This window comes from Streptomyces sp. NBC_00102 (assembly GCF_026343115.1).
In the GTDB taxonomy this organism is placed as follows: domain Bacteria; phylum Actinomycetota; class Actinomycetes; order Streptomycetales; family Streptomycetaceae; genus Streptomyces.
The window spans coordinates 5,334,281-5,355,544 of sequence record NZ_JAPEMC010000001.1 but is presented as its reverse complement, the minus strand read 5'-3'; the positions used below and the strand labels follow the sequence as shown (position 1 = coordinate 5,355,544).

Genomic DNA, 21,264 nt, shown 5'->3' with positions numbered 1-21,264 from the left:
CGCCCCCTGCCCGAAGGCAGGGGGCGCAGTCTGGAAAAGCGCTGCTCAGACCTCAATTGTACGCGGCTTGAAGGTCGGCCTTGCCACCTCATATGCCGCGATGTCCGCTTCGTTCTGAAGGGTGAGGCTGATGTCGTCCAGCCCGTTCAGCAGACGCCAGCGGGCGTTCTCGTCCAGCTCGAAGGCCGCCTCGATGCCCTCGGCCCGGACCTGGCGGGCCTCCAGGTCGACGGTGATGTCGGCGGTGGGGTCGGCCTCGGTCAGGTCCCACAGCGCGTCCACGACCGCCTGGTCGAGAACCACGGTCAACAGGCCGTTCTTCAGCGAGTTGCCGCGGAAGATGTCGGCGAAGCGGGCCGAGATCACGGTCTTGAAACCGTAGTTCTGCAGGGCCCAGACGGCGTGCTCGCGGGAGGAGCCGGTACCGAAGTCGGGGCCGGCCACCAGGACCGAGGCACCCTGGCGTTCGGGGCGGTTGAGGACGAAGTTCTCGTCCTTGCGCCAGGCTTCGAAGAGGCCGTCCTCGAACCCGTCGCGGGTGACCTTCTTCAGCCAGTGCGCGGGGATGATCTGGTCGGTGTCGACGTTGCTGCGGCGCAGCGGGACGGCCCGGCCGGTGTGCGTGGTGAAAGCTTCCATGGTTCTCAGACTCCGGCAGGCGTGCGGTCGTCGGACAGGTCGGCGGGCGAGGCCAGGTGGCCGAGCACCGCGGTGGCGGCGGCGACCTGCGGGGAGACCAGGTGCGTCCGGCCGCCCTTGCCCTGCCGGCCCTCGAAGTTGCGGTTCGAGGTGGACGCGGAGCGCTCGCCGGGGGCCAGCTGGTCCGGGTTCATGCCGAGGCACATCGAGCAGCCCGCGTGGCGCCATTCGGCACCGGCCTCGGTGAAGACCTTGTCCAGGCCCTCGGAGACCGCCTGCAGGGCGACCCGGACCGAGCCGGGGACGACCAGCATCCGTACGCCGTCGGCGACTTTGCGGCCCTCCAGGATCGCCGCGGCGTTGCGCAGGTCCTCGATGCGGCCGTTGGTGCAGGAACCCACGAAGACGGTGTCCACACCGATCTCGCGGAGCGGCTGCCCCGCGGTCAACCCCATGTACTCCAGGGCCTTTTCGGCGGCCAGCCGCTCCGAGGCGTCTTCGTACGAAGCCGGGTCGGGGACGTTCGCGGAGAGCGGAGCGCCCTGACCGGGGTTGGTGCCCCAGGTGACGAACGGGGCGAGCGAGGCGGCCTCGAAGACGACCTCGGCGTCGAAGACGGCGTCGTCGTCGCTGCGCAGGGTCTTCCAGTACGCGACGGCGGCGTCCCAGTCCTCGCCCACGGGTGCGTGGGCGCGGCCCTTCAGGTACGCGAAGGTCGTCTCGTCCGGGGCGATCATGCCCGCGCGGGCGCCGGCCTCGATCGACATGTTGCAGATGGTCATCCGGGCTTCCATCGAGAGCTTCTCGATGGCGGAGCCGCGGTATTCGAGGATGTACCCCTGGCCGCCGCCGGTGCCGATCCGGGCGATGACCGCCAGGATGAGGTCCTTGGCCGTGACGTCCGCGGGGAGGTCGCCGTCGATGGTGATGGCCATCGTCTTCGGGCGGGCCATCGGCAGCGTCTGGGTGGCCAGCACGTGCTCGACCTGGCTGGTGCCGATGCCGAACGCCAGTCCGCCGAAGGCTCCGTGGGTCGAGGTGTGGGAGTCGCCGCAGACGACGGTCATGCCCGGCTGGGTCAGACCCAGCTGGGGGCCGACCACGTGCACGACACCCTGCTCGACGTCGCCGAGCGGGTGCAGCCGGACGCCGAACTCCGCGCAGTTCTTGCGCAGGGTCTCCAGCTGGGCGCGGGACACCGGGTCGGCGATCGGCTTGTCGATGTCGAGGGTCGGGGTGTTGTGATCCTCAGTGGCGATGGTGAGGTCGAGGCGCCGCACCGGGCGTCCGGCCTGCCGCAGACCGTCGAAGGCCTGCGGGCTGGTCACCTCGTGCAGCAGGTGCAGATCGATGTAGAGGAGGTCGGGCTCGCCCTCTGCGCGCCGGACGACGTGGTCGTCCCAGACCTTCTCCGCGAGTGTCCTACCCATCGCTTTCCCTCCGACCGGCGTCTTCGCCGGCCCAACTAGAGATTCGGTGCGCCACCGTCCCGGTCCCGTGCGGGACGGCTCCCCCGATCGGGGCGGCGGCTACGGGCCGTCGTGCGGCCGCCGGTACAGGTTCGCAACTTCCGGAGAAAATTGAACTTGCGTTTCACAGAGTGAGACGCGAATATCGTCGTATGGACAACTCTAGCGGCGTCGGCGTTCTCGACAAGGCTGCACTCGTACTGAGCGCTCTGGAGTCCGGTCCGGCCACCCTCGCCGGGCTGGTCGCGGCGACCGGTCTCGCTCGCCCCACGGCCCACCGACTGGCTGTGGCACTCGAACACCACCGCCTGGTGGCCCGGGACATGCAGGGCCGGTTCATTCTCGGCCCGCGGCTCGCCGAGCTCGCCGCGGCGGCCGGCGAGGACCGCCTCCTGGCGACGGCCGGACCCGTACTCACCCACCTCCGGGACATCACCGGCGAGAGCGCGCAGCTCTACCGCCGCCAGGGCGACATGCGCATCTGTGTCGCCGCGGCGGAGCGGCTCTCCGGGCTCAGGGACACCGTGCCGGTCGGCTCCACGCTCACCATGAAGGCGGGCTCCTCCGCGCAGATCCTGATGGCCTGGGAGGAGCCCGAGCGCCTCCACCGGGGCCTCCAGGGCGCCCGGTTCACGGCTACGGCCCTCTCCGGGGTACGCCGCAGGGGATGGGCCCAGTCGATCGGTGAGCGCGAGCCGGGCGTCGCGTCGGTCTCCGCGCCGGTGCGCGGGCCGTCGAACCGGGTGGTGGCCGCGGTCTCCATCTCCGGTCCGATCGAGCGGCTGACCCGCCACCCCGGCCGGATGCACGCCCAGGCGGTCATCGACTCGGCCGCGCGACTCAGCGACGCGCTGCGCCGCGGCTGACCGGCTCCGGCACCCGCTCCTCCACCCGTGCCCCCGTCTCCTCTCCCGCTTTTACCGCCACCGCCCTTGCTCGCGTTACCGCTCTTGTTCGTACTGGCCGCCCCAGCGTCGTGGCGGCCTTTTTCATGTCCGGCTCCAGGGACGGAACCCCTCGGGGCGGGCAGCGGACGGGCAGCACGGAGGGCACGTGGGCACGGCCGGCCCGAACCGGCGGGCGCGGGAGGGGAGATGGGGCCGGGCTCGGGAATCCTCTCGGCCCGGTCCGCGCCTCGCGGCGCGGACCGGCGTGAACTGCGGCCCTGGCGCACGAAAACGGCCCTCCACCGAAGTGAAGGGCCGTTCTCTACTGCTGAGTTGTACCCCCGACCGGATTCGAACCGGCGCTACTGCCGTGAGAGGGCAGCGTGCTAGGCCGCTACACAACGGGGGCTTGTTACACGAAGTCCAGGGGACTTCGGGACTTGCGCTGGGCTACCAGGACTCGAACCTAGAATGACGGTACCAGAAACCGTAGTGTTGCCAATTACACCATAGCCCATGGTGTGATACGTACCCCCGACCGGATTCGAACCGGCGCTACTGCCGTGAGAGGGCAGCGTGCTAGGCCGCTACACAACGGGGGCCCTAGCGATCCTGCATCAAGAACATCGGGTGCGACCCGGATTGTTCCCGCGGGAAGGATCTGTACCCCCGACCGGATTCGAACCGGCGCTACTGCCGTGAGAGGGCAGCGTGCTAGGCCGCTACACAACGGGGGCTTGTTACACGAAGTCCAGGGGACTTCGGGACTTGCGCTGGGCTACCAGGACTCGAACCTAGAATGACGGTACCAGAAACCGTAGTGTTGCCAATTACACCATAGCCCACTGAAACGCAACCCCTGCGGGTCTTGTTTCTGTCTGCGCTTCCCCGCCGGACTTTTCGTCCCGCTCGGGCGGCGCAGAAAGAACATTACCCGAAGGTGTCCGGCGCTCCAAAACGGGTATCGCCGGCCAGCAGCGCGGGCAGCTGGTGGAGGCTCGTGATCCGCACGAGATCGGCCCTTCCGCCGAGTCCCCGGCGGTCCAGCCAGATCCCGGTGAGTCCGGCCGCGACCGCGCCCGCGGCGTCGATGTCCGGCTCGTCCCCGACGTACGCGACCTCGTGCGGTTCCAGCGCGAGCGTCGCGCAGGCGGCGTGGAAGGCGCCGGGATCGGGCTTGGAGACACCCAGCTCCACGGCGCACAGCAGCGCCTCGAACCGGTGCCGGACGCCGAGCGCGATCAGCTTGCGGTCCTGCACGAGCGCGCCGGCGTTCGACAGCGCGCCGTGGCGGTAGCCGTCCAGCAGGTCGAGGACCGGGAGCACGTCCGGGAACAGGCTCCAGGCGGCCTCGTAGTGGACCGCGTGCCGCCCGAACCACGCGTCGGCCTCCGCGTCCGCCAGGTCCCGCGCCAGGAACTCCCGCACCCGGTCCCTGCGCTGCCCCTCGTAGTCCGTCTCCCCCGCGGCGAAGCGCTCCCACTGGCGTCCGGTGATCGCCCGCCATTCATCCAGCGCCTCGTCGGGCGTGGTGTGCCCGCCTGGCAGCCCCTCCAGCTCCAGCATCCGCGCCATGGCCTGCCGGTCGGCGCCGGAGTAGTCGAAAAGCGTGTCGTCGATGTCCCAGAGCACGGCGCGAATCGGCATACGGCCACGCTAAGGGCTCCCGCCCGGACCCGCCCCCTCCGGAAGCACCCCCGCCCGGCCGGAAACGGCCCCGGGGGCCTCCGGGAACGCCCGAGGGGCGGACCGCCGGGATTCCGGCGGTCCGCCCCTCGGGACGTGCGTACGGCGCCGCGCTACGCGGTGAGCCTGGCGAGGGCCGCGTCGACCCGGGAGAGGGTCTTCTCACGGCCCAGGATCTCCATGGACTCGAAGAGCGGCAGGCCGACCGTGCGGCCGGTGACGGCGACGCGCACCGGGGCCTGGGCCTTGCCGAGCTTGAGGCCGTGGGCCTCGCCCGCCGCGAGGACGGCGCTCTTCAGCGCCTCGGCGTTCCACTCCGCGCCGGCCAGGTTGGCGCGGGCGGTGGTGAGCAGGGCGTCGGAGCCCTCCTTCATCGCCTTGGTCCAGGACGCCTCGTCCTGGACCGGCTCGTCGAGGAAGAGGAAGTCGACGTTGGCGGTGATGTCGGAGAGGACGGTCACCCGGGTCTGGGCGTGCGGCGCGATCTCGGCGAACTTGTCCGCGTCGAACGCCTCGGGGGCCCAGTTCGCGTACGGCGCCACCAGCCAGGGACCGCACGCGTCGGTGAAGTCCTTCACGTCGAGCCGGCGGATGTGCTCGGCGTTGACGTGCTCGGCCTTCTTGAGGTCGAAGCGGGCCGGGTTGGCGTTGACGTCCGCGATGTCGAAGGCCGCCACCATCTCCTCGACCGAGAAGATGTCGCGGTCCTCTGCGATCGACCAGCCCAGCAGCGAGAGGTAGTTGAGCAGCCCCTCGGGGAGGAAGCCGCGCTCGCGGTAGAGGTTGAGCGACGCCTGCGGGTCACGCTTGGAGAGCTTCTTGTTGCCCTCGCCCATGACGTAGGGGAGGTGGCCGAAGACCGGGGTCGCCTTGGCGATGCCCAGCTCGGTGAGGGCCGCGTACAGGGCGAGCTGGCGGGGGGTGGAGGAGAGCAGGTCCTCGCCGCGCAGGACGTGGGTGATCTCCATCAGCGCGTCGTCGACCGGGTTGACCAGCGTGTAGAGCGGGGCGCCGTTGGCGCGGACGATGCCGTAGTCCGGCACGTTCTCCGGCTGGAAGGTCAGCTCGCCGCGCACCAGGTCGGTGAAGGTCTGCGGCACGTCGGGCATCCGGAAACGCACGATGTGCGCGCGGCCCTCGGCCTCGTACGCCGCCACCTGCTCGGCGGTGAGGTCGCGGCAGTGGCCGTCGTACCCGGACGGTTTGCCGGCGGCGCGGGCGGCGTCGCGGCGGGCGTCGAGCTCCTCGGTGGTGCAGTAGCAGTCGTACGCGTACCCGCCGGCCTTCAGCTTCTCGGCGACGTCACGGTAGATGTCCATCCGCTGCGACTGCCGGTACGGGGCGTGCGGGCCGCCGACCTCGGGGCCCTCGTCCCAGTCGAAGCCGAGCCAGCGCATCGAGTCGAGCAGCTGCTGGTACGACTCCTCCGAGTCGCGCGCCGCGTCGGTGTCCTCGATGCGGAAGACCAGCGAGCCCTCGTTGTGCCGGGCGAAGGCCCAGTTGAAGAGAGCCGTCCGGACCAGGCCCACGTGGGGGTTGCCGGTCGGGGAGGGACAGAACCGGACACGGGGGGAAGATCCGTTAACCACGCTTGATCACCTTGTTGGTGAGAGTGCCGATGCCTTCGATGGTGACGGCGACCTCGTCGCCGACGTGCAGGGGGCCGACCCCCGCGGGGGTTCCGGTGAGGATGACGTCGCCGGGGAGGAGCGTCATCGCCTCGGTGATGTGGACGATCAGGTCCTCGATGGAGCGGATCATCTCGCTCGTACGGCCGAGCTGGCGCTGTTCGCCGTTGACCGTCGCCTGGATGGCCAGGTCGGACGGGTCCAGGTCGGTCTCCACCCAGGGGCCGAGCGGGCAGGAGGTGTCGAAACCCTTGGCCCGGGCCCACTGCTTCTCGCGCTTCTGCGCGTCACGGGCGGTGACGTCGTTGGCGCAGGTGTAGCCGAAGACGACGTCCTTGACGCGCTCGCGGGGGACCTCGCGGCACATCCGGCCGATCACCACGGCCAGTTCGGCCTCGTGGTGGACCTCGTTCGAGAAGGAGGGGTACTCGATGGCGTCGCCGGAACCGATCACCGAGGTGGTGGGCTTGAAGAAGGCGACCGGGACGTCCGGGACCTCGTTGCCCAGTTCGGCGGCGTGCTCCGCGTAGTTGCGGCCGATGGCCACGACCTTGTTGGGGAGCACGGGGGGCAGGAGCCTGACCTTGTTCAGCGGGACCTTGGTACCGGAGAGCTCGAAGTCGGCGTACGGAATGCCCTTGATGATGTCGAGGACGAGGCCACCGGATTCCACGGTGCCCTCACCCTCGACGGCGCCGAAGGCGACATTGCCGTCGATGGAGAACCTGGCGATGCGCACGGGATGCTGTCGCCCCTCACTTGCTGGCTGGCTGAAGACTGACGCTCCAGGCTATCGCCTCACCGTGCGGGGACCCGGGAGTGCCCGGCGGACGGCCGCGGCCGCCTCCCCGGAGGAACGGCGGGGAGGGACGGCCGGCACCTGCCGGGGAACTACCTGAGGACGGTGCGGCGCGGGTTGGCCGTCTGCGTGGGGAGTGCGGCGGTGCCTTCGGGCTGCTCGGGCAGCTCGGCGCGGCGCAGCGTGGAAGCGTCCGGGAGGTGGGCCAGAGTGGTGCGCCGGGGGTTGGCGAGGCTGCGGTACTGGGTCGTGGTCATCTGCCGTTCGGACCTTTCGCCGAGGGCGCGCCCTGGGGTGCGCCCAGTTGTCGGGTTTCGCCATCCCAGTAAAGCGTCAGGCTAAACATCGGATTCCCGGCCGAGCCCCGGATGAGACGGCGATCATCGTGTGAGTTTGCTCACGAACGACCCCCCAAATGCCGCATATCGGAATGATGATCACGCAAGAGGAAACGGACATTGCATAGCTGAATGCTCTATTCCGCTCCTGATCATCAGGACTGGGACACCACACTCGTCCGGTCGCCCTGTCCGTAATGATCCACTTTCCGCATGAACACGCTGCACGGCTGGTCACGCGACCATCACACTTGGTGACGCCTGCCCGTGGGGAACCCACGGGCCTTGTTGGAGGTCCGGCACTGTGCTGAAATTCCACGCACCGCCGCGGGTAGAGACCGGCGCGCAGGGGCGCAACGCAGCGCCGAGTGGCGGCGGAGGGGGTTAAAGAACGCCGGTCGTTCATCGACCACCATGGGGCGCGTCCAGTGCCCCACGACGCCGACACCGTCACCGCCGCGTATGCGGAGGGACGCCTGGTCCAGAGGTTGCGACGCTAGTGCAGGGACGTTTCAAGAGGGATGGCAGCGCTCCGGCGGAACAGGAGCCGCGCGGCGGGACCGACCGCGGTTCCTCGCCCCAGCACGCCCAGAACCCCGGGTCGGCAGGCGCCGACGACGGCGCGGAGCAGACCGCGCGCCCGGGTTCCACCACGACCGAGGACGCCGAACAGGCGGCGGTCGCAAAACCCCGTGACCCCGTCAGTACGGGCTCACGCGTAGCCCTGCGTAACTGGCGCATCAGCACCCGCCTGGTCTCCCTCCTGGCGCTCCCCGTGGTCGCCGCCACGTCGTTGGGCGGACTCCGCATCAACGAGTCCATGAACGACATGCAGCAGCTGGAGCACATGCAGCTGCTGACGCAGATGACCAAGCAGGCCACCGCGCTGGCTCAGGCCCTGCAGGTAGAGCGCGACGAGTCGGCGGGACCGCTCTCCAACGGCGTGAAGGCGACCAACTACAAGGTCACCGAACCCCGGAAGAAGACGGACCGGGCCAAGGACGCCTTCCTCGACGCCACCATGGCCATCGGGGACACCCAGAACGACGAGGCGCTCGAAGGCATCCACGCCAGCGTCAACATGATCGCGACGCAGCTCGGGCAGATCCGCGACATCCGCAAGACCGCGTACGCCAAGGGCACTCCGAGCGTCAACACGATCGACCAGTACAGCCAGTTGATCACCTCGCTGCTGAGCCTCTCGCAGGACATGGCGCAGGCGACCTCCAGCCCGGAGATGATCAAGCGCACCCGTGCGCTGGCGGCCTTCTCCTCCGCCAAGGAGTACGCCTCGGTCCAGCGGGCGATCATCGCCGCCGCGCTGCCGGGCGGAAACAGCACCAAGCCCCATCTCAGCGCCAACGACCAGCAGTTCGGTCGCAACGCCCTCCGCAAGGAGAGCCTGGCGATGAACTCCTTCGAGACCATCTACGCCACCACCGGCAACAGCGCCTCCGACCTCACCGCGCCGCTGAGCAGCGGCAACCCCGAGATCCAGGCGGCCGACACCTACGCCAAGCAGGTGCTCGACACCACGGTCGGCATCGACGGCCACAAGTCGCGGTCGTACCTCGACTGGTACGACCAGAGCTCCACGAAGATCCAGGCGATGGAGACCATCGAGGCGACGCTCCTCAGCGACATGGAGGGCAAGGCGCGCGAGCTGCGCGAGGCCTCCCAGCGCGAGGCGATCCTCAACGGTGCCATCATCCTGCTGGTGCTCGGCGTCTCCCTCGTCGGCGCCTTCGTCGTCGCGCGGTCCATGATCCGCTCGCTGCGCCGCCTCCAGGACACCGCGACCCGGGTCGCCCAGGACCGGCTGCCCGAGCTCGTCCGCCAGCTCTCCGAGACCGACCCGCAGGACGTCGACACCTCCGTCGAGTCCGTCGGTGTCCACTCCCGCGACGAGATCGGCCAGGTGGCCGCGGCCTTCGACGACGTGCACCGCGAGGCCGTCCGCCTCGCCGCCGAACAGGCGCTCCTGCGAGGGAACGTCAACGCGATGTTCACCAACCTCTCGCGCCGCAGCCAGGGCCTCATCCAGCGTCAGCTCTCGCTCATCTCCGAGCTGGAGTCCCGCGAGGCCGACCCGGACCAGCTGTCCTCGCTCTTCAAGCTCGACCACCTCGCGACCCGTATGCGCCGGAACGGCGAGAACCTCCTCGTCCTCGCCGGTGAGGAACCGGGCCGCCGCTGGACCCGCCCCGTCCCGCTGGTCGACGTGCTCCGCGCCGCCGCCTCCGAGGTGGAGCAGTACGAGCGCATCGAACTGGCCGCGGTGCCCGCCACCGAAGTGGCCGGCCGGGTCGTCAACGACCTCGTGCACCTCCTCGCCGAGCTGCTGGAGAACGCCACGTCGTTCTCCTCCCCGCAGACGAAGGTCCGGGTCACCGGTCACGCCCTGCCGGACGGCCGGGTGCTCGTCGAGATCCACGACACCGGTATCGGCCTGTCGCCCGAGGACCTCGCGGCGATCAACGAGCGGCTCGCCTCGCCACCCACCGTGGACGTGTCGGTCTCCCGCCGCATGGGTCTGTTCGTGGTCGGCCGGCTGTCCCTGCGTCACGGCATCCGTATCCAGCTGCGGCCCTCCGACTCCGGCGGAACCACGGCGCTCGTCATGCTGCCGGTGGACGTCGCGCACGGCGGCAAGCAGCCCCCGTCCAAGCAGGGCCCGGGCCAGCAGCAGGCTCCCGGCGGTCTGCTCGCCGGCGGCTCCGGTGCCCCGCGCGCCGGTCTCGGCGGTTCGCCGGCCGGTGCCAAGGGGCTCCCGGGCGCCGCGCCCGCGCGCGGTCAGGTCGGCGCGGGCTCGGGTCCGCGTGCGGCGCTCCCGTCGCGCGACGCCGCTGCGCGCGGTCCCCAGCAGCCCGGTCCGCAGGGCGGACCGCAGGCCGGCGGGCCCCAGCGGCAGCCTTCCGTCCCGCAGGGAGGCCCGCAGGCGGGTCGCCCGCAGGCACCTCAGGGACCGCAGGACTTCGGGCGGTCCGAGCCCCAGCGGCAGGGCGGCGGCGCCCGGCTGGGCGCCCGCGGTCCGCAGAGCGTTCCGGAGCAGGACCAGCCGAACCTCTTCGGGCACAACGCCACGGCCCCGATGGGAGCTCAGGCACCCATGGGGCAGCAGGCCCCGATGGGCCGGCCGGAGCAGGGCGACCGCCCCGTACGGCAGGACGTGTTCGGCGGCGCCAACGGCCAGCAGCAGTGGCCGGCGCAGGGCAGCCCGAACGGCCAGGGCAACCCGAACGGCCAGTTCGGCCAGTTCGGCCAGGCCGGTCAGACCGGTCAGGGGCAGCCCGGCCAGTTCGGTCAGGGCGGTCAGGGCGGTCAGGGCGGTCAGAACCAGTTCGGCCCGGGTGGCCAGAACCAGGCCAACCCGCCCCAGTACGGTCAGGACCAGTACGGTCAGGACCAGCGCGGTCAGGACCAGCGCGGCCAGGGCATGGCCGGCCAGGGTCAGGGGGGTCCGGGTCAGCTCGGGTTCCAGCAGCCCGGCGGCCCGGGCCGTCAGCTGCCGCCACCCGGTGGCCCGCGTGCCGAGCTGCCCGGGGGCAACCCGCAGCCGCAGCACCCGCAGACCACCACCTGGGGCGTGGAGGACCGGGGCGCTCAGCGCCGCGGTCCGGCCGACGCGCCCCGCGGGCACGAAGAGGCCGAGTCCACGGGCCAGTTCGCCGCTCCGGCGGGACCCGTCCCGAACCGGAACTTCAACTCCCCGCTGAATCGGCGCACTCCCGGCGACGACCGCCAGGGACCGGGCTCCACCTCGGAGTTCGCGCGCCCGGACTTCTCGGCGCCGCACGTCCCGCAGTCGCAGGACCCCGCGGGCACCGCCCAGTTCGCCCGTCCCGACTTCGGGGCTCCGGACCAGGGACTGCCCGCTCCGCGCCAGTACGGCAACGAGCAGGGTGTACCGCGTCCGGCCGCCGAGCCGCCGCAGCGCTCGCTGCCGCCGCGCCGGCCCGCGCCCGAGGCGCTGCCGCCGGCCGGTCCGGGCGACGGCCGCACCCCGTTGTACGACACGCTGGAGACCAACTGGTTCCACGGTCCGCAGCAGGGCGGGCGGCCGGCCGAGGCGGCGGCTCCTTCACCGTCGGACGGCCTGGCGGCCCCGGCCGCTCCGCGTCGGTCCTCCGGTGACGCGACTCCGGCCGGCCCGTGGCGGGCTTCGCCCAACGACGAACTCGTACGCCAGGCCGAGCGGGTCAAGAAGCCGGCTGCCGGCGGTGTCACCACTTCGGGGCTTCCCCGGCGGGTTCCGCGTGCCAATTTGGTTCCTGGTACCGCTCAGCAGCAGAATCACCAGACCGGACCTCAGGTTTCTCGTGCGCCCGACGACGTGCGCGGGCGTCTGACCAATCTCCGCCGGGGCATCCAGCAGGGTCGGCAGGCGAACAGCCAGTCGATCGGCAGCTTCCAACTCGGCCCCACTCACCAGCAGGAGCGTTAGTTGAGCCCCATGAGTCAGGCCGCGCAGAATCTGAACTGGCTGATCACCAATTTCGTGGACAACACCCCCGGGGTGTCGCACACGGTGGTGGTCTCCGCCGACGGACTCCTGCTGGCCATGTCCGAAGGATTCCCGCGCGACCGCGCCGACCAACTGGCCGCGGTCGCCTCCGGGCTCACCTCGCTGACCGCCGGCGCCTCCCGCATTTTCGAGGGTGGTGCCGTCAGCCAGACCGTGGTGGAGATGGAGCGCGGCTTCCTGTTCCTGATGTCCGTCTCGGACGGATCGTCGCTGGCCGTTCTCGCGCACCCGGAGGCCGACATCGGCCTCGTGGGGTACGAGATGGCTCTGCTGGTCGACCGTGCCGGCACCGTCCTCACGCCCGACCTGCGCGCCGAGCTCCAAGGCAGTCTGCTCCACTAGGCGGCCACGCAGTGGAAATCCCTCGGGATCTCCTCAGGTACTGCCCACCACCCTCACTCGTCCGGCCGCTCACCGCCCCCACCGGCCCCTTGCAGACGGCGAGTAGACACGTCGCTGTCACGCCCGGAGGATTCATGACCCCGCCACCCGCCTCACCCGATCCGTACGGCGCTCTGCACCACGCGTCGTACGACGGGGAAGGCGATCAGCCGCTGGTTCGTCCGTACGCCATGACCGGCGGAAGGACGCGACCGCGTTACCAGCTCGCCATCGAGGCGTTGGTCAGTACGACGGCCGACCCCGCGCACCTGGGAACGCTGCTGCCCGAGCACCAGCGGATCTGCCACCTCTGCCGCGAGGTCAAGTCGGTGGCCGAGGTTTCGGCTCTGCTGTCCATGCCGCTCGGTGTGGCCCGGATCCTGGTCGCGGACCTGGCGGAAGCCGGCATGGTGGCCATCCACCAGCCGGGCAACGGAGAGGCCGGCGGAACGCCGGATGTGACACTGCTCGAAAGGGTGCTCAGTGGACTTCGCAAGCTCTAGCGGCGGTACGGCCCGCTCCACCACGTCCGCGAAGATCGTGGTGGCGGGGGGCTTCGGCGTGGGTAAGACCACGTTTGTCGGTGCCGTTTCGGAGATCAGTCCGCTGCGCACCGAAGCCGTGATGACGTCCGCCTCGGCGGGCATCGACGACCTGACCCACACCGGAGACAAGACCACCACCACGGTGGCCATGGACTTCGGACGCATCACCCTGGACCAGGACCTGATCCTGTACCTGTTCGGCACCCCCGGACAGGACCGCTTCTGGTTCATGTGGGACGACCTCGTACGCGGCGCCATCGGCGCCGTCGTCCTGGTCGACACCCGCCGCCTCGCCGACTGCTTCCCCGCCGTCGACTACTTCGAGAACAGCGGCCTCCCCTTCGTCATCGCCCTCAACGGCTTCGACGGACACCAGCCGTACACCCCCGACGAAGTACGCGAAGCACTCCAGATCGGACCCGACACCCCGATCCTCACCACCGACGCCCGCCACCGCTCGGACGCCAAGAGCGCGCTCATCACCCTTGTCGAGCACGCCCTCATGGCCCGGCTGAAGTAGGCATAAGTCGGTATTGGCATAGGCAAGTTGCCGTAGTCACGCGGGGGTGGCCCTGTGTCCTTCGACACGATCCGCCCCCGCGTTCATAACGTTTCGACAGAGAATTTCCGGTGGACCGACACCCGACGCATCCATCCGGTGCCCCTCCGCTCATGTGAGCCTCGCCTTTTGGCGGGGCTCGTTCTTTATGCCCGTTTTATCTGAGGCTTACGCCACTCGGAATGATCGACTCCGAGTGTTTGGAACGCGGCCGGTCCCCATGCTGGAATGCGGCGAACTCCCGAGTAGTACGGCCCTGAACGAATTTACCGGCACAACGTAGGTGCCGACGCCGAGAGGTTGTTGGTCGAGTGAGGCGAAGCAACGAAGGCTCCCCGACACAGCCTGAGCGGGGCAACTTCACGCCGCCGCGCACTGCTGTATCCCCCGGGGAGCACGCCGACCGTGCGGACACGGCCGACGACGGATCGCCCGTCGGCAGCACGAGCAAGCTGTCCCCGCGCAACTGGCGCGTGGCGACGCGCCTGAACGCGATCCTCCTGATCCCCGCACTGGTGGGCCTCACCATGGGCGGCTTCCAGGTGAAGGGGTCCATCGACACCTGGAACGAGGCGCAGGACGCCGAGAAGACCGCTCTGGTCGTCCGCGCGGCCTCGGTGTACGGGCAGGCGCTGCTGAACGAGCGTGACCTCACCGCTCAGCCCCTCCTGAAGAAGGAGTCCACCGACTCCGTCGTGACCCAGAGCCGTGCCGCCACCGACGCCGCCGCTTCGGGGTTCACCGCCGCGGTCGCCGACATGCCGCAGAAGGCGGGTCTGCAGCGCAGGCTGAAGCTCTTCAGGGGCGAGGAGCCGAAACTCGCCGCGCTGCGCAAGGCCGCGTACACCACGAGCCTGGACCCGGTGAAGACCGAGGAGGGCTACACCCAGATCCAGCACTCGCTGATGGAGTTCGCCAACGAACTCGGCCTGGGTACCGGCAACGTCACCAGCTACGGCCGTACCGTCTACGCGCTCGAACTCTCGCAGGCGGCCGAATCGCTCCAGCGCTCGATCGGACTGCACCTGCTGGTGCGTCCGAGCGAGGACGAGACCACGTTCAACGCGCAGGTCAAGGCCTTCGGCTCGTACAACTACCTGGAGCAGATCGCCCTCGGCGAGTTCAACTCCGGTGGCACCCAGACGGACGTGAACCGCCTCAAGACCGTCATGGAGGGCAAGGCCGCGGAGGGAGCCGAGCAGCTGAAGGCCGCCAAGGAGCAGGCCGAGGCCGCCGGGGCGCCGTTCGTGACCCCGCCCGGCGTCGACGGCTCCGTCTTCGACGGAATGGCCGCGCAGATCGGCAAGGGGCTCTCCCCGTCGGAGCTGAAGGCGAAGGGGATCACCCCGGAGACCTGGACGGCCGCCTCCACCGCGAAGTTCGAGGGGTACGCCACCGTCACGGACGAGCTCGTCGACAAGGCGGTGGACGAGGCCGCGCAGATCTCCTCCGACGCCAAGACCGACGCCATCGTCAACGCCTCGATCGTCGTCGTCGCCCTGCTCGCCGCGTTCGTCGTGGCCGGATTCATGGCCCGCCAGATGAGCCGCGCGATGCGCCGACTGCGCACCGCCGCCTTCGAGGTCGCCGAGCAGCGGCTGCCGTCCCTCGTCGACCAGCTGTCCCGGACCGACCCGGGCCGGGTCGACACCCGGGTCCAGCCCATCCCGATCAACACCAGCGACGAGATCGGCGAGGTCGCCCGCGCCTTCGACCAGGTGCACCGCGAGGCCGTCCGGCTCGCCTCGGAGCAGGCGATGCTGCGGGGGAACGTCAACGCGATCTTCACCAACCTCTCGCGCCGCAACCAGTCGCTCATCGAGGGCCAGCTGACCCTCATCACCGACCTGGAGAACAACGAGGCCGACCCGGACCAGCTGGAGAGCCTCTTCAAGCTGGACCACCTGGCCACCCGTATGCGCCGCAACGGCGAGAACCTCCTGGTCCTCGCCGGTGAGGAGCCGGGCCGCCGCTGGAACCAGCCGGTACCGCTGGTGGACGTGCTCCGCGCCGCCTCCTCCGAGGTGGAGTCGTACGAGCGCATCGAGCTCACCGGGGTCCCGGACACCGAGATCCACGGTCAGGCCGTCACCGACCTCGTGCACCTGCTGGCGGAGCTGCTGGAGAACGCCACGGTGTTCTCGTCGCCGCAGACCAAGGTCCGTGTCACCGCGACCCGTCTGCCGGACGGCCGCGTGATGATCGAGATCCACGACAAGGGAATCGGCCTCACCGCCGAGGACTTCGCCGACATCAACCACAAGCTCGCCAACCCGCCGACCGTGGACGCCGCGGTGTCCCAGCGGATGGGCCTCTTCGTGGTCGGCCGGCTCTCCGACCGCCACGGCGTCCGGGTCCAGCTGCGCCCCTCGGGCGAGCAGGCCGGCACGACCTCCCTGGTCATGCTGCCGGACGCGATCACCCACGGTGGTGGTGGCGAACCGGTCGCCGCGTCGGACGACTTCACCGTCTCCTCGATCATCCCCGAGCAGCAGCACCCGCTGCCCGCCGCTCCGCAGCTCTCGGGCATGCGCACGGCCGCCGAACTCGGCTTCGACGACTCGCGTTACGAGCCGGACTCGCCGACGCTCGACCCGGTGGGCCGCTCGCTGATGCGCGAAGAGCGCCGCGCCGCTCTGGAGGCCGCCCACACCGCCGGCGAGCAGTCTCCGTTCGACGGCCCCGGCCAGGACGCCCCCCGGCAGCAGTTCGAGCAGGACGGCTACCCGCAGGCCGGTTACGGGCAGCAGCCCGCGTACGACCGGAACGGCTACCCGCAGGGCACGTTCGAGCAGGATTCCTTCGAGCCGGGCTCCTACGAGCAGCAGGGCTTCGGGCAGACGGGCCACCAGGAGACGTACGCCCCGTACGCGGCGGACGCCGGCTTCCGGCCGGATGCCGAGCAGCTCCCCCAGGGCGGCTATCCGGAACAGGCCTACCCCACCGAGGGCACCCAACAGCCTTCGTACGGTGACCAGTTCACGCCGCACGGTGACCAGCACCAGCAGGGCGGGTGGCCGGAACAGGGTGGTTTCCAGGCGGGTTACGAGACCTCCGCCCAGGAAGAAGCGGAATCCGCTCCCGGCGCTCCCGAGGAGACGCCCGAGCGCGTAGGCTTCGATCATTCGGGTCCCACCGCGAACGCCGGTCACGAGATGACCGACGCGGGGCTCCCGCGCCGGGGCGGGCAGCAGCACTGGCAGCCAGGCGGATCGGACAACGCCCGGCCCGAGGCGGCGAACCCGCCCCAGCGGCAGGACTCCCCGTCGGCCGTCGAACCGCAGGACGGCGAGAGCACCGACGACTGGCGTTCGACCAACGACGAGCGCTGGGAGCGGGCCGAGCAGCTCCGGGACCCGAAGGCCGGCGGAATAACCCTCTCGGGGCTTCCCCGGCGGGTGCCCAAGGCCAATCTGGTCGAGGGCACCGCGGAGCAGACCCAGCAGGGCGGCCCCCAGGTCTCCCGCACGCCCGAGGACATCCGCGGCAGGTTGAGCAACCTGCGGCGAGGTATCCAGCAGGGACGCAAGCAGGGGTCGGACAGCAGTAATACCTACAACCAGGAGCGTTAGTGTGAGCCCGATGAGCCAGGCGGCGCAGAATCTCAACTGGTTGATCACCAGCTTCGTGGACAGCACCCCCGGGGTGTCGCACACGGTGGTGGTCTCCGCCGACGGACTCCTGCTGGCCATGTCCGAGGGGTTCCCGCGCGACCGCGCCGACCAGTTGGCGGCCGTCGCCTCCGGTCTGACGTCGCTGACCGCGGGTGCCTCCCGGATCTTCGAGGGCGGCGCCGTCAACCAGACCGTTGTGGAGATGGAGCGAGGATTTCTCTTCATCATGTCGATTTCCGACGGATCTTCACTGGCCGTTCTGGCCCACCCGGACGCCGATATCGGCCTGGTTGGGTACGAAATGGCACTTCTGGTGGACCGCGCGGGCGGTGTTCTGACGCCGGATCTGCGCGCCGAACTCCAGGGAAGTCTTCTCAACTAGGAGACAGACAGTGCGTTTCTCGTCACCGCGCCATAGGGTGCGGTGGCGCGGCCCCACTGGGATCGGCGAATGGCAGTAGGAGGAGGAGACGTGGCAGCACCCACAGGCGGACACCCGTATGACGGCAGTCAGCGGGTTCCGGACGAGCACGGGGAAAACCGCTTCAACTTCCCCTCCGCGGCGAGCGGCGAGGGTGGCATGCAGGGTTACGACCCTTATCTCCCGCCCCAGCAGCCCGCGCAGGCGCACCCCCGCGGAGCCGACTGGCCCCAACAGCCGGGACCGGAGTGGTCCCAGCGGCAGCAGTCCGAGTGGCAGCCCCGGCAGGAGCCGCCTCAGCGGTTCGACGCCCCGGCGCACCGGATCCAGCCGGTGGCGCAGCGGCCTTCGCGGCCCGCGCCGTCGGCGCCCGCCGCTCACAACCCGTTGGTCCGTCCGTACGCCATGACCGGCGGACGGACGCGGCCGCGTTACCAGCTCGCCATCGAGGCGCTGGTCAGTACGACGGCCGATCCGTCCCGGCTGCAAGGGCAGTTGCCCGAGCACCAGCGGATCTGCCGGCTCTGCTTCGAGATCAAGTCGGTGGCCGAGATCTCGGCCCTTCTCTCGATCCCGCTCGGCGTTGCCCGGATCCTCGTCGCCGACCTGGCCGAGGCCGGACTCGTCGCTATCCATCAGCCCGGCGGCGACGAGACCGCCGGCGGCCAGCCAGATGTGACACTGCTCGAAAGGGTGCTCAGTGGACTTCGCAAGCTCTAGCGGCGGAGCGGCCCGCTCCACCACCTCGGCGAAGATCGTGGTGGCAGGGGGCTTCGGCGTGGGTAAGACCACGTTTGTCGGTGCCGTTTCGGAGATCAACCCGCTGCGCACCGAAGCCGTGATGACGTCCGCCTCGGCGGGCATCGACGACCTGACCCACACCGGAGACAAGACCACCACCACGGTGGCCATGGACTTCGGACGCATCACCCTGGACCAGGACCTGATCCTGTACCTGTTCGGCACCCCCGGACAGGACCGCTTCTGGTTCATGTGGGACGACCTCGTACGCGGCGCCATCGGCGCCGTCGTCCTGGTCGACACCCGCCGCCTCGCCGACTGCTTCCCCGCCGTCGACTACTTCGAGAACAGCGGCCTCCCCTTCGTCATCGCCCTCAACGGCTTCGACGGACACCAGCCGTACACCCCCGACGAAGTACGCGAAGCACTCCAGATCGGACCCGACACCCCGATCCTCACCACCGACGCCCGCCACCGCTCGGACGCCAAGAGCGCACTCATCACCCTTGTCGAGCACGCCCTCATGGCCCGGCTGCGCTGACGTCCGGGGACGACCCCGCACGACGAGAAGCCCCGGCCCCCGGTTGTTCACCGGGAGGTCGGGGCTTCTTCCGTGTGCGTACGGGCCGGGTCTTCGCACCCGTGCGGCCCTGAGGGGCCCGTAACGGCTGTTTCCGGCCATGCAATGGCCCCGGCGGGAGAGTTCCCGGCCGGGGCCTCGTGCGTCGCCGGAGCGGCCCTCAGGGCCTTCCGTGGTGGTGTGGGCGAGTTGTCCGCCGCACCGGGGGACCGCGAAACGCGATCCGGCGTTCGCGCGTCCCCCGGTGCGGGGTGTCAGCCCTGCCAGCTGTGCGGGGCGCGGAAGCCCGGGGTGCGCTCCAGGCGACGCCACCGGGCCGTGTCGCGGACCGTGCGGGCGGGAGCGGGCTGGGCGGCCGCGCGGGCGAGCAGTACGGCGGTGATGGCCGCGAGCTCCTCGGGGGCGGCGTGGCCCTTCTCGACGCGCAGCACGGACTCGGCGGCAGTGACGCTCATGGGATGTCTCCGTCTTCTCGGCAGGATTCGGCAGGGTTCGGGGCCGGTGCGCGGGTACCGCGCGGGCCGACGACTACTGCGGGGGGTTGCCGTGCTTGCGGGACGGCAGGTCGGCGTGCTTGTTCCGGAGCATCGCGAGCGAGGCGATCAGCACCTCGCGGGTCTCGGCCGGGTCGATGACGTCGTCGACCAGTCCGCGCTCCGCCGCGTAGTACGGGTGCATCAGCTCGGCCTTGTACTCCTTGACCATGCGGGTGCGCATGGCCTCGGGGTCCTCGGCCTCGGCGATCTGGCGGCGGAAGATGACGTTGGCGGCACCTTCGGCTCCCATGACCGCGATCTCGTTGGTCGGCCAGGCGTAGGTCAGGTCGGCACCGATGGACTGGCTGTCCATGACGATGTACGCGCCGCCGTAGGCCTTGCGCAGGATCAGCGAGATCCTCGGCACGGTGGCGTTGCAGTACGCGTAGAGCAGCTTGGCGCCGTGCCGGATGATCCCACCGTGCTCCTGGTCCACGCCCGGGAGGAAGCCGGGTACGTCCAGAAGAGTGATGATGGGAATGTTGAACGCGTCACACATCTGGACGAATCGCGCGGCCTTCTCGGACGCCTCGATGTCCAGCACACCGGCCAGGGACTGCGGCTGGTTGGCGACGATGCCGACGACCTGGCCGTCCATCCGGGCGAGGGCGCAGATGATGTTGCGGGCCCAGCGCTCATGGACCTCGAGGTAGTCGCCGTCGTCGACGAGCTCCTCGATGACCTTGTGCATGTCGTACGGGCGGTTGCCGTCGGCCGGCACGAGGTCCAGCAGGACGTCGCCGCGGCGGTCCGCCGGGTCGTCGCTCGCGACGGTCGGCGGGTTCTCACGGTTGTTCGAGGGCAGCATCCCGATGAGGTAGCGGACCTCGGCGATGCAGGTCTCCTCGTCGTCGTACGCGAAGTGCGCGACGCCCGAGGTCTCGGCGTGCACGTCCGCGCCGCCGAGGCCGTTCTGGGTGATCTCCTCACCGGTGACCGCCTTGACGACGTCGGGTCCGGTGATGAACATCTGCGAGGTCTCGCGGACCATGAAGACGAAGTCGGTGAGGGCGGGGCTGTACGCCGCGCCGCCCGCGCACGGGCCGAGCATCACGCTGATCTGCGGGATGACACCGGAGGCCCGGGTGTTGCGCTGGAAGATGCCGCCGTAGCCGGCGAGCGCGCTTACGCCCTCCTGGATACGGGCGCCGGCGCCGTCGTTCAGGGAGACCAGCGGCGCTCCGGCCGAAATGGCCATGTCCATGATCTTGTGGATCTTGGTGGCGTGGGCCTCGCCCAGCGCGCCGCCGAAGATCCGGAAGTCGTGCGCGTAGACGAAGACCGTCCGGCCGTCGACCGTGCCCCAGCCGGTGATGACACCGTCGGTGTAGGGCTTCTTGGACTCCAGGCCGAAGCCGGTGGCCCGGTGCCGCCTGAGCTGCTCGACCTCCTTGAACGAACCGGCGTCCAGCAGGAGCTCGATGCGCTCGCGGGCGGTCAGCTTGCCCTTGGCGTGCTGCGCCTCGGTCGCCCGGTCGCTCGGGCCGCGCCGCGCCTGCTCGCGCAGGGCCAGCAGTTCGGCCACCCGGCCACGCGTGTCGCTCGGCTCACCCGGGATTTCGTCCACAACGGTCATGTACCGACCCTACGAATCCGGCGATGCAAATACCGCCGTCGAATCCGTACAGTCTCCTGACCGGTTTCCTGGCGGGGACCGACAGAACCCTCGCACCATGCGTGCGATCCACCATCTGGGACCCACTCCGCCTTATGGGGTTCCCACAAACAGGGTGAAGGGGCCCGGGAAGGGCGAGCGGCTCCTGCGGGACCGAGCGTAGTGGAACGCCCGCCTCCGGAGGACGACGGCCGCGGTGGCCGCCGGCGACGATCCGGCACCACCCTCCAGGCGGCCGGACAGGCGGGACGCGCGGGACGCCGGCGGGGCCCCCTCTTTCACCTCTTGTCACCACCGGGCA

17 protein-coding genes and 5 tRNA genes are annotated in these 21,264 nt (G+C 70.1%); 9 read left to right on the top strand and 13 right to left on the bottom strand.

Annotated elements, in window-relative coordinates:
• Window positions 1-45: 45 nt before the first annotated feature.
• Entirely contained in the window at window positions 46-639 is a 594-nt protein-coding gene (gene leuD / locus OHA55_RS23895; protein ID WP_266709566.1) for a 3-isopropylmalate dehydratase small subunit, read from the bottom strand.
• Between the two features lie 5 nt (window positions 640-644).
• On the bottom strand, window positions 645-2,069 hold the full coding sequence (leuC, locus tag OHA55_RS23890) for a 3-isopropylmalate dehydratase large subunit (protein WP_266709564.1): 1,425 nt from the start codon (window positions 2,067-2,069) through the stop codon (window positions 645-647).
• A gap of 191 nt (window positions 2,070-2,260) precedes the next feature.
• On the opposite strand from leuC, the gene ndgR reads away from it, so the two are divergent.
• Window positions 2,261-2,974: an IclR family transcriptional regulator NdgR gene (gene ndgR, locus OHA55_RS23885; RefSeq protein WP_266709563.1), complete on the top strand. Its 714-nt coding sequence runs from the start codon at window positions 2,261-2,263 to the stop codon at window positions 2,972-2,974.
• 357 nt (window positions 2,975-3,331) lie between these two features.
• Here ndgR and OHA55_RS23880 read toward each other — a convergent pair.
• From OHA55_RS23880 to OHA55_RS23840, 9 genes are all read right to left on the bottom strand, one after another.
• Window positions 3,332-3,404: transfer RNA gene (locus OHA55_RS23880), tRNA-Glu, on the bottom strand.
• A gap of 36 nt (window positions 3,405-3,440) precedes the next feature.
• Window positions 3,441-3,512 (bottom strand) — tRNA-Gln (locus tag OHA55_RS23875).
• A gap of 12 nt (window positions 3,513-3,524) precedes the next feature.
• Window positions 3,525-3,597 (bottom strand) — tRNA-Glu (locus OHA55_RS23870).
• A 62-nt stretch (window positions 3,598-3,659) separates the two neighbouring features.
• Window positions 3,660-3,732: transfer RNA gene (locus OHA55_RS23865), tRNA-Glu, on the bottom strand.
• Window positions 3,733-3,768: 36 nt separating this feature from the next.
• Window positions 3,769-3,840 (bottom strand) — tRNA-Gln (locus OHA55_RS23860).
• An 85-nt stretch (window positions 3,841-3,925) separates the two neighbouring features.
• Window positions 3,926-4,642 carry an HAD family hydrolase gene (locus OHA55_RS23855; protein ID WP_266709561.1) on the bottom strand — a complete coding sequence of 239 codons (717 nt, stop codon included), beginning with the start codon at window positions 4,640-4,642 and terminating at the stop codon, window positions 3,926-3,928.
• Between the two features lie 152 nt (window positions 4,643-4,794).
• On the bottom strand, window positions 4,795-6,270 hold the full coding sequence (gene gltX, locus OHA55_RS23850) for a glutamate--tRNA ligase (protein WP_266709559.1): 1,476 nt from the start codon (window positions 6,268-6,270) through the stop codon (window positions 4,795-4,797).
• Entirely contained in the window at window positions 6,263-7,048 is a 786-nt protein-coding gene (locus tag OHA55_RS23845) for a fumarylacetoacetate hydrolase family protein (protein WP_266709557.1), read from the bottom strand. Before OHA55_RS23845 ends, gltX begins: the two co-directional genes overlap by 8 nt.
• A 152-nt stretch (window positions 7,049-7,200) precedes the next feature.
• Window positions 7,201-7,365: a hypothetical protein gene (locus OHA55_RS23840; protein WP_266709555.1), complete on the bottom strand. Its 165-nt coding sequence runs from the start codon at window positions 7,363-7,365 to the stop codon at window positions 7,201-7,203.
• A gap of 580 nt (window positions 7,366-7,945) precedes the next feature.
• Here OHA55_RS23840 and OHA55_RS23835 point away from each other — a divergent pair.
• The 8 genes from OHA55_RS23835 to OHA55_RS23800 all read left to right on the top strand — a co-directional run bounded on the left by OHA55_RS23835 (window position 7,946) and on the right by OHA55_RS23800 (window position 18,773).
• Entirely contained in the window at window positions 7,946-11,890 is a 3,945-nt protein-coding gene (locus OHA55_RS23835) for a nitrate- and nitrite sensing domain-containing protein (RefSeq protein ID WP_266709553.1), read from the top strand.
• Window positions 11,891-11,899: 9 nt separating this feature from the next.
• Window positions 11,900-12,313: a roadblock/LC7 domain-containing protein gene (locus tag OHA55_RS23830; RefSeq protein ID WP_323180487.1), complete on the top strand. Its 414-nt coding sequence runs from the start codon at window positions 11,900-11,902 to the stop codon at window positions 12,311-12,313.
• Between the two features lie 134 nt (window positions 12,314-12,447).
• Complete coding sequence (locus OHA55_RS23825; protein WP_266709549.1) at window positions 12,448-12,855, top strand: DUF742 domain-containing protein; 408 nt, start codon at window positions 12,448-12,450, stop codon at window positions 12,853-12,855.
• Window positions 12,836-13,417 carry an ATP/GTP-binding protein gene (locus tag OHA55_RS23820; protein WP_266709547.1) on the top strand — a complete coding sequence of 194 codons (582 nt, stop codon included), beginning with the start codon at window positions 12,836-12,838 and terminating at the stop codon, window positions 13,415-13,417. Before OHA55_RS23825 ends, OHA55_RS23820 begins: the two co-directional genes overlap by 20 nt.
• 350 nt (window positions 13,418-13,767) lie before the next feature.
• Window positions 13,768-17,028 (top strand): nitrate- and nitrite sensing domain-containing protein, encoded by a 3,261-nt coding sequence (locus OHA55_RS23815; protein ID WP_266709545.1) that lies wholly within the window; start codon window positions 13,768-13,770, stop codon window positions 17,026-17,028.
• Window positions 17,029-17,038: 10 nt separating this feature from the next.
• A complete protein-coding gene (locus OHA55_RS23810; RefSeq protein WP_266709517.1) occupies window positions 17,039-17,452 on the top strand; it encodes a roadblock/LC7 domain-containing protein in 414 nt (137 codons plus the stop codon).
• Between the two features lie 90 nt (window positions 17,453-17,542).
• Window positions 17,543-18,211, top strand: a complete 669-nt coding sequence (locus OHA55_RS23805; RefSeq protein ID WP_266709515.1) for a DUF742 domain-containing protein — start codon at window positions 17,543-17,545, stop codon at window positions 18,209-18,211.
• Complete coding sequence (locus tag OHA55_RS23800; protein WP_148021028.1) at window positions 18,192-18,773, top strand: ATP/GTP-binding protein; 582 nt, start codon at window positions 18,192-18,194, stop codon at window positions 18,771-18,773. The genes OHA55_RS23805 and OHA55_RS23800 overlap by 20 nt, the downstream gene beginning before the upstream one ends.
• A gap of 293 nt (window positions 18,774-19,066) precedes the next feature.
• On the opposite strand, the gene OHA55_RS23795 is transcribed toward OHA55_RS23800, so the two are convergent.
• Window positions 19,067-19,267 (bottom strand): acyl-CoA carboxylase subunit epsilon, encoded by a 201-nt coding sequence (locus OHA55_RS23795; RefSeq protein ID WP_266709509.1) that lies wholly within the window; start codon window positions 19,265-19,267, stop codon window positions 19,067-19,069.
• A 73-nt stretch (window positions 19,268-19,340) separates the two neighbouring features.
• Window positions 19,341-20,924 carry an acyl-CoA carboxylase subunit beta gene (locus tag OHA55_RS23790; protein ID WP_266709507.1) on the bottom strand — a complete coding sequence of 528 codons (1,584 nt, stop codon included), beginning with the start codon at window positions 20,922-20,924 and terminating at the stop codon, window positions 19,341-19,343.
• Between the last annotated feature and the right edge of the window lie 340 nt (window positions 20,925-21,264).

What these genes read in the sequence shown, in the direction of transcription:
- OHA55_RS23810 (WP_266709517.1), top strand. Translation starts at nt 17,039, where the DNA reads ATGAGCCAGGCGGCGCAGAATCTCAACTGGTTGATCACCAGCTTCGTG.
- ndgR (WP_266709563.1), top strand. Translation starts at nt 2,261, where the DNA reads ATGGACAACTCTAGCGGCGTCGGCGTTCTCGACAAGGCTGCACTCGTA.
- OHA55_RS23830 (WP_323180487.1), top strand. Translation starts at nt 11,900, where the DNA reads ATGAGTCAGGCCGCGCAGAATCTGAACTGGCTGATCACCAATTTCGTG.
- OHA55_RS23825 (WP_266709549.1), top strand. Translation starts at nt 12,448, where the DNA reads ATGACCCCGCCACCCGCCTCACCCGATCCGTACGGCGCTCTGCACCAC.
- OHA55_RS23855 (WP_266709561.1), bottom strand. Translation starts at nt 4,642, where the DNA reads ATGCCGATTCGCGCCGTGCTCTGGGACATCGACGACACGCTTTTCGAC.
- OHA55_RS23795 (WP_266709509.1), bottom strand. Translation starts at nt 19,267, where the DNA reads ATGAGCGTCACTGCCGCCGAGTCCGTGCTGCGCGTCGAGAAGGGCCAC.
- leuC (WP_266709564.1), bottom strand. Translation starts at nt 2,069, where the DNA reads ATGGGTAGGACACTCGCGGAGAAGGTCTGGGACGACCACGTCGTCCGG.
- OHA55_RS23790 (WP_266709507.1), bottom strand. Translation starts at nt 20,924, where the DNA reads ATGACCGTTGTGGACGAAATCCCGGGTGAGCCGAGCGACACGCGTGGC.
- OHA55_RS23840 (WP_266709555.1), bottom strand. Translation starts at nt 7,365, where the DNA reads ATGACCACGACCCAGTACCGCAGCCTCGCCAACCCCCGGCGCACCACT.
- leuD (WP_266709566.1), bottom strand. Translation starts at nt 639, where the DNA reads ATGGAAGCTTTCACCACGCACACCGGCCGGGCCGTCCCGCTGCGCCGC.